We start from the raw sequence: 13,070 nt of genomic DNA on the forward strand, positions 1-13,070 counted from the left end.
GCTACAGGCCCGCACCTCCCGTCTCGGAGACGAGCGCGGCGCGCCCCGCCTCCAGCCGCGCCACGGGGACGCGGTAGGGCGAGCACGAGACGTAGTCGAGGCCGACGTCGTGGAAGAAGTGCACCGAGTCGGGGTCGCCGCCGTGCTCGCCGCAGATGCCGAGCTTGAGGTCCGGCCGGGCGTCCCGTCCGGCCTCGACGGCCGTGCGCACCAGCGATCCGACGCCGTCGCGGTCCAGCGACTCGAACGGCGACACGGTGAGCACGCCCATCTCGAGGTACCGGGCGAAGATCGTGGCCTCGACGTCGTCGCGGGAGAAGCCCCAGGTGGTCTGGGTGAGGTCGTTGGTGCCGAAGGAGAAGAACTCGGCGACCTCGGCGATCCGGTGCGCGGTGAGCGCGGCCCGCGGCAGTTCGATCATGGTGCCGATCGGGATGCGCAGGTCGTGGCCGCCCGCGGACAGGATCTCGGCGATCAGCGCGTCGTTCTCGTCGCGGAACAGGTGCAGCTCCATCACCGAGCCCACCAGCGGCACCATGATCTCGACCTTCGGGTCGCCGCCCGCCGCCGCCCGCGCCACCGCCGCCTCGACGATCGCGCGGACCTGCATCGCGTAGAGCCCGGGTACGACCAGGCCCAGCCGCACGCCGCGCAGCCCGAGCATCGGGTTGGACTCGTGCAGCCGCTCGACGGCCGCCAGCAGCGTGACGTCGACGGGGTCGGGCTCGCCGGTGGCGCGCGCGGTGGCCACCCGGACCGCCAGCTCGGTGCGGTCGGGCAGGAACTCGTGCAGCGGCGGGTCGAGCAGGCGGATGGTGGTGGGCAGCCCGTCCATGGCCTCGAGGATCTCCTCGAAGTCGGCGCGCTGCAGGGGCAGCAGCTCGGCCAGCGCGGCCTCGCGGGTCTCGTCGTCGTCGGCCAGGATCAGCCGCTCGATCAGCACGCGGCGCTCGCCCAGGAACATGTGCTCGGTGCGGCACAGGCCGATGCCCTCCGCGCCCATCCGCCGCGCCCGCGTGGCGTCCTCGGCGGTGTCGGCGTTGGCCCGCACGTTCAGGCGCCGGGTGCGGTCGGCGTGGCTGAGCAGCCGGTGCACGGCGCTCACGAGCTCCGCGGCCTCCGGCTCGGCGGTGGCGAGGGCGGCGTCGAGGCCCTGCTCCAGGTAGGTCACCACCAGCGAGTCGACCACCGGCCGCTCGCCCGCGAAGATCTCGCCGGTGGTGCCGTCGATGGACAGGACGTCGCCCTCGGCGATCTCCCGCCCGTCCACGCGCAGCACGCGGTTCTCGGCGTCCACGTCGAGGGCCTCGGCCCCGCAGACGCAGGTGCGACCCATCCCGCGCGCCACCACGGCCGCGTGCGAGGTCTTGCCGCCCCGGCTGGTCAGCACACCGGTGGCGGCGATCATGCCGGACAGGTCGTCGGGAGTGGTCTCGCGGCGGACCAGCAGCACGTCCTCGCCCCGCGCCGCCCACTCCACGGCGGTGTGGGAGTCGAAGACGATCTTCCCGACCGCGGCGCCGGGGGAGGCCGCCATGCCCTTGGCCAGCAGGTCGCGCGGGGAGTCGGCGTCGAACTGGGGGAACATCAGCTGAGCCAGCTGGGCGCCGGTGACGCGGGTCAGCGCCTCGTCGTCGGTGATCAGGTGCTCGTCGACGAGCTGGGTGGCGATCCGGAACGCCGCGGCGGGCGTCCGCTTGCCGACGCGGGTCTGCAGCATCCAGAGCTTGCCGCGCTCGACGGTGAACTCGATGTCGCAGAGGTCGCGGTAGTGCGTCTCCAGGCGCCGCATGATCTTGGTGAGCTCGGCGTGGGACGCGGGGTCGAGCTGGGCGAAGTCCTCCAGCGTCAGGGTGTTGCGGATACCGGCGACGACGTCCTCGCCCTGCGCGTTGACGAGGTAGTCGCCGTAGACGCCGAGCTTGCCGCTGGCGGGGTCGCGGGTGAAGCAGACGCCGGTGCCGGAGTCCTCGCCGAGGTTGCCGAACACCATGGCGCACACGTTGACCGCGGTGCCGAGGTCCTGGGGGATGCGCTCGCGGCGGCGGTAGAGCCGTGCGCGGTCGGTGTTCCAGGACTCGAACACCGCGCGCATGGCCATGTCCAGCTGCTCGCGGGGGTCCTGGGGGAAGTCGCGCCCCGTCGCGTCGAACACGATGTGCTTGAACACCTCGACGAGGTCGCGCAGGTGCTCGGCGGTGAGGTTGACGTCGGAGGCCACCGCGGCCCGCGTCTTGGCCGCGTCCAGCTCCGCCTCGAACTTCTCACCGGGGATGTCGAGCACGGTGCGCCCGAACATCTGGATCAGCCGGCGGTAGGAGTCCCACGCGAACCGCTCGTTGCCCGCCGCCTCGGCGAGCCCCTTCACCGAGTAGTCGTTGAGCCCGACGTTGAGGACGGTCTCCATCATCCCCGGCATCGAGAACTTGGCCCCGGACCGCACGGAGACCAGCAGCGGGTCCTGGACGTCGCCGAGCCGGCGGCCGAGCTGGTCCTCCAGGCGGCGCAGGGCCATCGTGACCTGCACGCGCAGCGACTGCGGCTCCTCGCCGCGGTCGAGGTAGAAGCGGCACGCCTCGGTGGTGACGGTGAACCCGGGGGGCACCGGCAGGCCCAGGTTGGTCATCTCGGCGAGGTTGGCGCCCTTGCCACCGAGGAGGTCGGCCTGGTCGCGGTTGCCGTCAGCGAAGTCGAACACGAGCTGGGCGGAGTCGGGGCGTCCGCGGGTAGGACGGGGCACCGGCATCGTCGTCTCCTTCAGGCAGGGTGTCGGACGACGGTAGTTCGCCGAGTGGTCATTTGGATCTCACAATGACATCCGTATCGATCCCGAGGGCCCGGCTCTACGCCACACCCCACCCCCTTGACACCTGCAGACCTCGTCAGGCCTGGGGGGTGTGCTTGGCCACCAGCTCCGTGTCCACCCCGACCGCGCCGATCCCCATCGCCCCTCCGGGTGCACCGATGGGCTCGTCGCGGCCGGGCAGGACCGTGTCGAAGAACGTGGCGTTGTCCGCGACGTGGGCCTCGAAGTCGGGGTCCACGGCGCGGTCCTGGCTGATCGCCTCCACCGGGCACACCGGCTCGCAGGCGCCGCAGTCGATGCACTCGACCGGGGAGATGTAGAGCTTGCGCGAGCCCTCGTAGATGCAGTCGACGGGGCACTCGTCGACGCACGAGCGGTCCATCACGTCGATACAGGGCTCGGCGATCACGTACGGCATTGCTGGATCCTGTCAGCTGAAGTGGACGTACTCGTACTCGAAGGGCTTGTCGTTGATGCCCTTCGTGGGCGGCGCGATCCAGCTGGCGATCTTGCCGGGCTCGTAGACCGGCTTCATCAGCGACCGGACGTGGGTCTTGTCGGCCTCGGTGGGCAGCCAGCAGTCCTTCTTGGCCTCCCACACGTCCGGCCCGACGACGTCGCCCTTCGGGGTGATGTGGTGCTCGGAGAACAGGCCGACACCGCGGTTGAAGCCCAGGTGCGGCAGGTAGAGCCGGCGGTCCAGCCCGGCGTTCTCCAGCACGCGGTTCCAGCGCTTGAGGCCGTTCTCGCAGTCGGCGATGTACTCGGTGCGCAGGTCGGAGTTCAGGGCCAGGAGCGCGGGCACCTCGTCCTGGGTGAGCACGCCGTCGCGGACGAGGTCGATCTTCGCCGAGTTCTCGGTGAGGACGTGGTCGTCCTTGCGGCGCTCCTCCTGCCAGCGGCCCTTGAGCCCGGCGGTGAAGTAGTTCGCCGCGTTCGTGGACTGCTCGGAGCCGAAGAGGTCCAGGCTCACCGAGTAGTGGAAGTTGATGTACTTCTGGATCACGTCGAGCGGGATGCCGCCGTGCGGGCCGATCTCCTCGGTGTCGTACTGCCGCGTCAGCTCGGCGGCGCGGGTGACCACGCGGTCGACACCCGTGGTGCCGACGAACATGTGGTGGCTCTCCTCCTTCAACATGAACTCGCACGTGCGCGAGAGCGGGTCGAAGGCGGACTCCTTCAGCGTGCCGAGCTGGTACTTGCCGTCCCGGTCGGTGAAGTAGGTGAACATGAAGAAGCTCAGCCAGTCGGGCGTCTCCTCGTTGAACGCGCCCAGGATGCGCGGGCTGTCGAGGTCGCCGGAGTTGCGCTGCAGCAGCGCCTCCGCCTCGTCGCGGCCGCCCCGCCCGAAGAACGCGTGCAGCAGGTAGACCATCGCCCAGAGGTGGCGGCCCTCCTCGACGTTGACCTGGAAGAGGTTGCGCAGGTCGTAGAGCGACGGCGCGGTTTCGCCCAGGCGGCGCTGCTGCTCGACGGACGCGGGCTCGGTGTCGCCCTGGATGACGATGAGCCGCTGCAGGTCGGCGCGGTACTCGCCGGGCACCTGCTGCCAGACGGGCTGGCCCTTCTGCTCGCCGAACGCGATCTTGCGGTCGGTGTTGCGCTCGGCCAGGAAGACGCCCCAGCGGTACTCCTCCATGGCGACGTGGTCGAAGTGGGCCCACCCCTCACGGCCCACGGCGACGGCGGTGCGCAGGTAGACGTCCTCGGTGGGGACGGCCGGGCCCATCGTCTTCCACCAGTTGAGGAAGTTGGGCTGCCACGACTCGAGGGCGCGTTGCAGCTTCCGGTCCCCGGCCAGGTCGACGTTGTTGGGGATCTTCTCGCTGTAGTCGATGCTCATGTCAGACCCGCTTCCTGTCGAACTCGGCCTTGCGTCCCGTGCCGTACCTGCGCAGCGCCCCCTCGGGGCCCGAAGCGTTCGGTCGTACGAAGATCCAGTTCTGCCACGCCGTGAGCCGCGAGAAGATCCGCGACTCCATCGTCTCGGGCCCGACGAACCGGTGGTTGGCCTCCATACCGGTCAGGGCGTCGGGGGAGAGGGAGGCCCGCTCCTCCAGCATGATCCGGATGTCGTCCTCCCAGTCGATGTCGTCGAACGCCTCGGTGACCAGGCCCAGCTCGGCGGCCTCGGCGGCCTCGATGCGGCGGCTGGTCTCCTGGCGCAGCTTCGCCATCGCGGCCCCGTCGTCATCCGGGCCGCCCCAGAAGCGGGAACCCAGGCGCGAGAGCCCGTTGCTCATCGGGAACGTGCCGAAGTTCGACGCCGACAGCACGATCTGCGCCGGCGCGCCCTCTTCGTCGTTGTCCTCCATCAGCCCGTCGAGCATGTACTGCCGGTCGCACGCCAGCGCGAGCTCCAGCAGCGCCCCGGCGAAGCAGGATCCCGGCTCGATCAGGGCGATCAGCGACCGCGACGTGACGTCGAGGCGCTTGAGGGTGCGCTTGAAGTAGTGGCGGATCTCGTTGACCAGCCAGTCGGAGCCGGAGAAGTCCTCGATGACCTTCTCGAACGCCAGCGCGTCCTCGACGTCACCCTCGGTGCGGATCACCCAGGTCCCGAGCTCCAGCTCGTTGGCGCGCAGCCGCAGGATCAGGTCGTCGAGCTGGCGCGTCATGGCCAGCGGCCAGAAGTCGGCGCCGAGCTCGTGCACACGGTCGACGGTGTCCGGCACGTCCCCCTCGGGGCCGAACACGGTGATCTCGACGAGCCCCTGCCCGCGGTCGAACGTCGCCTTCACGTGCTCGTAGGTGATGCCGTCCGCGGTCTCCTCACGCTGCAGCGGCGTGAGCGCGATCCCGGTGGCTCCACTGTCGTTCGACGGCCGGTTCGAGCGGGCCGCGGCGGTGGCGGCGCGCTCGGCCACCGTCTCGTCCCAGTTGCGCTTCGGGATCACCTCGTCGACGAGCTTCCACTCGACGGCCTGCTTCCCCCGCGCACCCTCGGACTTGGTGGCGAAGACGTCGGCGCGGTCCTTGCGGACCCTGCGCTTGTCGACGACGCGGGTGAGACCGCCGGTACCGGGCAGCACGCCCAGCAGCGGTACCTCGGGCAGCGAGACCGCCGAGGAGTTGTCGTCGATGAGCAGGATCTCCTCGCACGCCAGCGCCATCTCGTAGCCGCCGCCGGCCGCCGTGCCGTTGACCGCGGCGATGTAGACCTGGCCCGAGTGGGCGCTCGCGTCCTCGATGCCGTTGCGGGTCTCGTTGGTGAACTTGCAGAAGTTCACCTTCCACGGGTGGCTCGACTGCGCGAGCATCCGGATGTTGGCGCCCGCGCAGAAGTTGCGGTCCTTGGCGCTGGTGAGCACCACCGCGTGCACGCCCGGGTACTCGAAGCGCAGCCGCTGTGTGGCGTCGTAGAGCTCGATGTCGACGCCCAGGTCGTAGCTGTTCATCTTCAGCTCGTAGCCGGGGACGATGCCGCCGTCCTCGTCGATGTCGAGGCGCAGGTAGGCCACCTCGCCCTGGACGTCGAGCTTCCAGTGCTTGTAGGACGCCGGGTCGGCGTCGAACGAGACGGCCGGGGTCGTGTCGGGCTCGATGGTGGTGGTCACTCCAGGCCCTTCCTGTGGCTGATACCCGTCACTCTACAACATGGTGGCGCAACGGCAAAGCTCTGTAGAACGTCACACGATGGTGCCCGCCGCCAGCTCGCGCAGCCGGAAGCGCTGGATCTTGCCCGTCGCGGTGCGGGGCAGCTCGCTCACCTCGACGACGAGCCGCGGCCGCTTGAACGACGCCAGCCCGGCCCGGCAGAACGCGATCACCTCGTCCGGGTCCACGTGGGTACCCGCCCTCGGGACGACGTACGCCACGGGCTTGTCGAGGCCGTCGGCGTCGGGCACGCCGATCACCACGGCCTCCGCCAGGCCCGGGTGCTCCATCAGGCGGGCCTCCACCTCGGCCGGGCTGACCCAGATGCCGCCGACCTTCAGCACGTCGTCGGCCCGACCCAGGCACGAGTAGCTGCCGTCGGCGGCGCGGACGTACTGGTCGCCGGTGCGCATCCACTCGCCCTGGAAGACCGCCCGGTTGACATCGGTACGGCACCAGTACCCGGTGCAGATCGACTCGCCCGCGATGTAGAGCATCCCGGGCTCGTCGACGCCGTCGATCACGCTGCCGTCGGGCCGGCGCAGCTCCACCCGGTAGCCCGGCACCGGGTAGCCGGAGCTGCCGGGGACGACCTTGCCGGGCACGTTGGAGATGAAGATGTGCAGCGCCTCGGTGGAGCCGATGCCGTCGAGGATCTCGAAGCCGTACTGGTCGCGGACGCCGTGGAACATCCGGGCGGGCAGCGCCTCACCGGCCGAGACGCCGTTGCGGACGGTCGAGAACCTCTCCTTCGGCAGGTCGGCGGCCATCAGCGGGCCCCAGAAGCTCGGGCCGCCGAAGAACAGCGTGACGCCGTGGCGCTCGGCGAGGTCGGCGAAGTGCGCCGGGTTCGGGCGGGTCGGGACGAGCACGGACGCCGCCCCCACCGAGAACGGGAAGAACAGCGAGTTGCCGATGCCGTAGGCGAAGAACAGCTTCGCGCCCGAGAGGCAGACGTCGTCGCGGGTGACGCCCAGGACCTGGGTGCCGTAGGTCTCGCAGACGAACCGGATGTCGGTGTGGCGGTGCATCGCGCCCTTGGGGGTGCCGGTGGTGCCCGACGTGTAGAGCCACAGCGCCGGCGACTCGTCCCACGTCGGGTAGGCGGCCGCGAGCGGCTCGGTGTCGCACAGCTGCGCCCAGGTCATGCCGCCCGGCGCGTCGGGCGCGGTGTCACCGGTCAGGACGACGTGCCGGACGTCGGGGGCGTCGGCGGTGGCGCCGAGCACGGAGGCGGCGAACTCGGCGCTGCCCAGCACGACGCGGGCGCGGGAGTCCACCACGAGCTTGCCCAGCTCCGGGCCGGTGAGCATCGTCGACGACGGGACGGCCACCGCGCCGACGTACATCGTGGCGAGGACGGCCGTGACCAGCTCGACGTCGTCGACCATGCACATCAGGACGCGTTCCTCGGGGCGGACGCCGATCGCCAGCAGTCCCGCGGCGACGCGGCGCACCTCGTCGGTGAGCTCCGCGTAGGTGAGCGAGCCGCCCGGATGGTGGACGGCCACCCGCGCGCCGTCGCCCGCGGCGATCCGGCGTTCGGTGAGGTACACGGCGGCGTTGAACGGGTCCGTCATGGGGTGCGCTCCGCAGTCCGGTTCGGGGTGTCCGAACTCTACTGCTTGATCACGCTCCGTCAACGATTCGTAGAAAATCGCTGGTGGTCAACATCTGTGTTCGAACCGAGGGCGCTGATGCTTCCCCTACCCATGCACGGCCTGCTATGAACGCACGGAGTGGTCCGGCGCACACCCCGCAGGCGCCCCACCGACATAGGGAGAACAGTCAATGCAGACTCGTGGAGCCATCGTCCGGCAGGCACCGGGCAAGTACGAGGTCGTGGACCTCAACGTCGACGACCCCCGTCCCGGCGAGGTGCAGGTCAAGCTCGTGGCCTCGGGCCTGTGCCACTCCGACGACCACATCGCCACCGGCGACATCCCGGTCGGGGTGTACCCGTTCGCCGGCGGTCACGAGGGCGCGGGCATCGTCACCGCGGCTCCGCCGAACCACAAGGGGATCAAGGAGGGCGACCACGTCGTCTTCTCCTTCCTGCCCTCCTGCGGCCACTGCCGCTGGTGCGCCTCGGGCCAGCAGAACCTCTGCGACCTCGGCGCCGGTCTGCTCGCGGGCACCCGCTGGGAGGAGCCCACCACCCGCCTCCAGCTGCTCGACGGCACCCCGGTCGGCCAGATGTGCGGCATCTCGACGTTCGTGGAGACCACCACCGTCTCCGCCGACTCCGTGGTGAAGGTCCCCGAGGACCTGCCGCTGGACAAGATCTGCCTGCTCGGCTGCAACGTCGGCACCGGCTGGGGCGCCGCGGTCAACTCCGCCCAGGTCCAGCCCGGGCACACCGTCATCGTCATGGGCATCGGCGGCGTCGGCATCAACGCGGTGCAGGGCGCGGCGCACGCCGGCGCGGCCAACATCATCGCCGTCGACCCGGTGGCGCTCAAGCGCGAGAACGCCACCCAGCTCGGCGCCACCCACGGCGTCGAGACCATGGAGGAGGCCACCGAGCTGGCCCAGCAGTTCACCAACGGCCAGGGCGCCGACTCCGCGATCATCACCGTCGGCGTCATCAAGCCCGAGTACGTCGGGCAGGCCATGGCGTCGATCCGCAAGGCGGGCACCGTCGTGGTCACGGCACTGGGCAACATCGCCGACACCACCCCGCTGCCGGTCTCGCTGGCCGACGTCACGCTGTTCCAGAAGCGCATCCAGGGGTCGCTGTTCGGCGAGTCCAACCCCAACTGGGACATCCTGCGCCAGATCGAGCTCTACCGGGCGGGCATCCTGAAGCTCGACGAGGTCATCACCACGACCTACACCCTGGACCAGGTCGGCGAGGGCTACGAGGCCATGCACGCCGGCACGAACCAGAAGGGCGTCATCGTCTACAGCTGACCGACGCACCCGTCTTCCTCGCGCGAACGGCATCCCCGGCCCGGTCGGGGGTGCCGTTCGCGTGTGTCCCAGAGAGGTACTCATGACTTCGCCCACCCCCGTCGTCGGCCTGCGCCGCGAACGTGAGGTGCTCACCGTCGCCCTGCTGACGGGCCGCCACGTCGTGATCGAGGGGCCGCCCGGCACCGGCAAGTCCACACTGCTGCGCTCGATCGCCCGCGACACCGGCCAGGAGGTCGTGTTCGTCGAGGGCAACGCCGAGCTGACCCCCGCGCGGCTGGTCGGGCAGTTCGACCCGTCCCAGGTGCTGTCGAGCGGCTACCAGCCCGACTCGTTCGTCGACGGGCCGCTGATCACCGCCATGCGCACGGGCGGGCTGCTCTACATGGAGGAGCTCAACCGGGTCCCCGAGGAGACGCTCAACGTCCTCATCACGGTGCTGACCGAGGGCGAGATCGCCGTCCCCCGGTTGGGCACCGTGCACGCGGGCAAGGACTTCCGGCTGATCGCCGCGATGAACCCGTTCGACGCGGTGGGCACCGCGCGGGTCAGCCAGGCCATCGCCGACCGCATGTGCCGCGTGGTGCTCGGCTACCAGGACCTCGAGGGCGAGCGGGCCATCACGGCGTCGGTGAGCGGGCTGGCCGGGAAGTGGGTGGACCTGTCGGTCACGCTCACCCGGGCCACGCGCGAGCACCGCGACGTGCGGATGGGCTCGTCCGTGCGCGGGGCGATCGACCTGTCGCTCGTGCTCACCGCGCTCGCCGACCTGCGCGCCGAGGCCTCGCCGTCGCGGGAGACCGCGCGCGACGCCGCGTACGCCGCGCTGTCGGGCCGCATCCGGATCACCGACGGCGTCGACCGCACGGCCGAGTCGGTGATCGACGAGCTGCTGGAGACGCACTGGCCGGCGGAGGACGCCGAGACCGACCCCCCGGAGTCCCCGGACGCGGACGGCGGTGACAACCAGGGAAAAGCCCCCAGCCCGGGGCATAACCCGGGCTTCCAGCAGCGGTCCCGGCCCGGTCGCGAGCAGGCGGGGCGCACGCAGAGCCGGGAGCAGATCGCGGCCAACCACGCCGCGTTCGAGGACGTCTCACCCGAGCTGGGTGAGCTCGACGGCGAGGCCTTCGACGCGCTCGCGGCCCAGGACGCGGAGGCGGCGGCCTCCCTGCTGGCCGACATGGCCGTCGCCACGGACGCGGAGCTGCGCGCCGCCGCGCGCCGGCTGGCCGGGCGGGTGTTCATCCGGCTGGGCCGGGTCGGGCCGGCGAAGGCACGGGGTACGCGGCGGCTCGGGCCCTCGCGCCGCCTCGACGGCGACCTGGATCTCGACCGCACCCTCGAGGCCTGGGACCCGTCGGTGTCCCGGCGTCCGGAGGAGCTGGTCACCCGCACGTGGACGGCCCACCGCCGGGCCGTCTGCCTCGTCGTCGACATCTCCGGGTCGATGCGGGGTCTCGCCGTGGCGCTGGCCGCCGTGGCCGCCGCCGGGGTCGTGGTGGCCAACGAGAACGGGCCGCCGCAGCTGCAGCCGTCGGTCCTCGCGTTCGGCGCGGGGGTGAAGGTGCTGCAGGCACAGGGGGTGCGCCGCCCGCCCGAGGAGCTGCTCAGCGACCTCGTGGCGCTGCGCGGGCACGGCACCACCGACCTCGCGGCGGGGTTGCGCGAGGCGTCGAAGCAGCTCGCCGGGGCCGTGGCCGACGAACGCATGGTGGTGCTGCTCAGCGACTGCCTGCACACCGCGGGTGACGAGCCCGCCGACGCGCTGGGCGGCATCGACCGGTTGCACGTACTCGTCCCGCTGGGCGGGGCCGAGGCGGAGACCGCCGCCGCGGCGCTGGCCACGCGCGGGGGAGGGCGGGCCCAGACCGTCACGCGCCTGGCGGACGTGGCCCCGGCCCTCACCCGGATCCTGGCGTGAGCCCTGCGTAGGGTTTCGGCCGTGGGCACCATCGTCTCCTTTCACGCACATCCCGACGACGAGTCGATCGCGGTCGGCGGCACCCTGGCCAAGGCCGCGGCCGCGGGCCACCGGGTGGTCCTCGTCTTCGCCACGCGCGGCGAGCTGGGGGAGCCCGTGCCGGGCGTCCTCGAGCCGGGCGAGCAACTGCCCGTCCGGCGCTCGGACGAGTGCTACGCCTCCGCCGCGGTGCTGGGGGCCAAGCGCGTGGAGTTCCTGCCCTACACCGACTCCGGGATGATGGGCGAGGCCAGCAACGAGGCCCCGTACTGCTTCTGGCAGGCCAACGTCGAGCACGCCGCGAAGCTGCTCGCCGTGATCCTCGACGAGGAGGAGCCCGACGTCCTCACGATCTACGACGACAACGGCGGCTACGGCCACCCCGACCACATCCAGGTCCACCGCGTGGGTCGTCGCGCCGCCGAGCTCGCGGCCGTGCCGGTGGTGGCGCAGAGCACGATCAACCGAGACTGGATGGCGCGCGGCGCCAAGCAGGCCGGCGGCGAGCTGCCCGAGGGCGTCGAGAAGATGGGCAAGCCCGAGTCGGAGATCACCCACCGCGTCGAGGCCGTCGACTTCACCACGCAGAAGCGCGACTCCATGCGCGCACACGCCAGCCAGATGTCGCCCGACCACTTCATGCTGACGATGCCCGAGCCGATGTTCGCGATGGGTCTGGGCGTGGAGTTCTACATCGTCGAGGGCGAGCCGAGCCCGGCCGAGAGCTCCGGCTTGTTCGAGGAGCTGTTCGTCCCGATCCGGTAGTGGGCCCGCTCCGTCACGATCTGGGCGGGCTCGCCGGTCCGGCGGACGAGGCCACGGCACACCAGCTCCACCGTGACGGCCACGGCGACGGTCGCCACCGCGAGCAGCATCACCAGCACGAGCAGCTGCACCGCACCGGCCTCGACCGGGGTGGCGCCGCCCAGCAGCATCCCGACGAACGCGCCGGGCAGTGTGACGAGGCCGACCGTGCGGGTCTGGTCCATCGGCGGCACCAGCGCCTGCGCGGCCGATCCCTTGGCCACCAGCATCGCCGCATCGCGGGGGAGCAGGCCGAGCGACAGGGCCGCCTCCACCTCACCGCGCCGGGCCTCCAGCTCGTCGAGGGCGCGCCGGCCGGCCTGCGCGGAGGCGGTCATCGTGCCGCCGATGAGGATGCCCGCCATCGGGATCACCGCGATGCCCGTCGGCGGCACCACCCCGCCCAGCACGAGCCCGCCCACCACGGGCAGGGGCGCGAGCGCGATGGGCAGGGCCGCCCACCAGCCACTGCGGTCGTCGGTCATGCGCTTCCCGCCGGTCCGGGCGGCCACCACCAGCATCACGCCGACGAAGGCCGTGCTGAACCAGAACGAGGCGACGATCGCGCCGATGAGCAGCGAGACGACGCCCAGCTGCAGGGTCGCCCGCACGGCCGCGACGACGGTCTGCCGGGCCGTGCCGAGCCCGGTGGCGCGGGCGACACCGGCCGCGACGAGCACGGCGGCCACCATCGCCACCACGAGCGCCGGACCGATGATGACGTTCGTGGATCCCATGGCGTTCCTTTCACCCGACCCACTGATCCGAACCCTCGGGGCGCCTTCGACAGCGAGTAGAGCTACGATCCACCCGAGCCATTACGACCCCACGGCCGGGCCGGTCGGTACGACGCGCCCAGTGCAGGAGACGAGCCACAGTGACAGCTGTCGCCCCCAAGCCGATCACGTCGCGCCCGTACCCGGCGCGTCAGTCGGCCAAGGGATCCATGCTGCTGAAGATGCTGCACACGACGGACCCCAAGGACAT

At 71.2% G+C, this 13,070-nt stretch carries 9 protein-coding genes; 3 read left to right on the top strand and 6 right to left on the bottom strand.

The genetic code is table 11. The features are described 5' to 3' along the window. Position 1 precedes the first annotated feature (1 nt). The 5 genes from ppdK to BGP03_RS18810 form a co-directional block, all read right to left on the bottom strand. Positions 2–2,746, bottom strand: a complete 2,745-nt coding sequence (gene ppdK / locus BGP03_RS18790) for a pyruvate, phosphate dikinase (RefSeq protein ID WP_296371826.1) — start codon at positions 2,744–2,746, stop codon at positions 2–4. Positions 2,747–2,882: 136 nt separating this feature from the next. Then, positions 2,883–3,224 (bottom strand): ferredoxin, encoded by a 342-nt coding sequence (gene fdxA / locus BGP03_RS18795; RefSeq protein WP_298795524.1) that lies wholly within the window; start codon positions 3,222–3,224, stop codon positions 2,883–2,885. A 12-nt stretch (positions 3,225–3,236) separates the two neighbouring features. Continuing rightward, on the bottom strand, positions 3,237–4,649 hold the full coding sequence (gene boxB, locus BGP03_RS18800) for a benzoyl-CoA 2,3-epoxidase subunit BoxB (RefSeq protein ID WP_296371830.1): 1,413 nt from the start codon (positions 4,647–4,649) through the stop codon (positions 3,237–3,239). 1 nt (position 4,650) lies between these two features. Then, the gene (boxC, locus tag BGP03_RS18805) at positions 4,651–6,363 is read right to left on the bottom strand and encodes a 2,3-epoxybenzoyl-CoA dihydrolase (protein ID WP_298795522.1); all 1,713 of its coding nucleotides are present in this window, start codon (positions 6,361–6,363) and stop codon (positions 4,651–4,653) included. Positions 6,364–6,435: 72 nt separating this feature from the next. Further along, positions 6,436–7,983, bottom strand: coding sequence for a benzoate-CoA ligase family protein (locus tag BGP03_RS18810; protein WP_298795520.1), 1,548 nt, complete (start codon positions 7,981–7,983; stop codon positions 6,436–6,438). 211 nt (positions 7,984–8,194) lie between these two features. Between BGP03_RS18810 and BGP03_RS18815 the strand changes: the two genes are divergently transcribed. The 3 genes from BGP03_RS18815 to BGP03_RS18825 all read left to right on the top strand — a co-directional run bounded on the left by BGP03_RS18815 (position 8,195) and on the right by BGP03_RS18825 (position 12,044). Beyond that, positions 8,195–9,316, top strand: a complete 1,122-nt coding sequence (locus tag BGP03_RS18815; protein ID WP_296371838.1) for an NDMA-dependent alcohol dehydrogenase — start codon at positions 8,195–8,197, stop codon at positions 9,314–9,316. Between the two features lie 82 nt (positions 9,317–9,398). Next, positions 9,399–11,240 carry an AAA family ATPase gene (locus BGP03_RS18820; RefSeq protein WP_296371840.1) on the top strand — a complete coding sequence of 614 codons (1,842 nt, stop codon included), beginning with the start codon at positions 9,399–9,401 and terminating at the stop codon, positions 11,238–11,240. A gap of 21 nt (positions 11,241–11,261) precedes the next feature. After that, complete coding sequence (locus tag BGP03_RS18825) at positions 11,262–12,044, top strand: PIG-L family deacetylase (RefSeq protein ID WP_296371842.1); 783 nt, start codon at positions 11,262–11,264, stop codon at positions 12,042–12,044. Here the strand turns inward: BGP03_RS18825 and BGP03_RS18830 are convergent. Then, positions 11,969–12,820, bottom strand: a complete 852-nt coding sequence (locus BGP03_RS18830; RefSeq protein WP_296371844.1) for an ABC transporter permease — start codon at positions 12,818–12,820, stop codon at positions 11,969–11,971. The genes BGP03_RS18825 and BGP03_RS18830 overlap by 76 nt on opposite strands. Between the last annotated feature and the right edge of the window lie 250 nt (positions 12,821–13,070).

The organism is Pseudonocardia sp. 73-21, assembly GCF_001899645.1.
Taxonomy (GTDB): Bacteria; Actinomycetota; Actinomycetes; order Mycobacteriales; family Pseudonocardiaceae; genus Pseudonocardia.

Bases quoted from the DNA above. Each gene is read 5' to 3' on its own strand.
- boxB (WP_296371830.1), bottom strand. From the start codon at position 4,649: ATGAGCATCGACTACAGCGAGAAGATCCCCAACAACGTCGACCTGGCC.
- BGP03_RS18815 (WP_296371838.1), top strand. From the start codon at position 8,195: ATGCAGACTCGTGGAGCCATCGTCCGGCAGGCACCGGGCAAGTACGAG.
- ppdK (WP_296371826.1), bottom strand. From the start codon at position 2,746: ATGCCGGTGCCCCGTCCTACCCGCGGACGCCCCGACTCCGCCCAGCTC.
- BGP03_RS18830 (WP_296371844.1), bottom strand. From the start codon at position 12,820: ATGGGATCCACGAACGTCATCATCGGTCCGGCGCTCGTGGTGGCGATG.
- fdxA (WP_298795524.1), bottom strand. From the start codon at position 3,224: ATGCCGTACGTGATCGCCGAGCCCTGTATCGACGTGATGGACCGCTCG.
- BGP03_RS18820 (WP_296371840.1), top strand. From the start codon at position 9,399: ATGACTTCGCCCACCCCCGTCGTCGGCCTGCGCCGCGAACGTGAGGTG.
- BGP03_RS18810 (WP_298795520.1), bottom strand. From the start codon at position 7,983: ATGACGGACCCGTTCAACGCCGCCGTGTACCTCACCGAACGCCGGATC.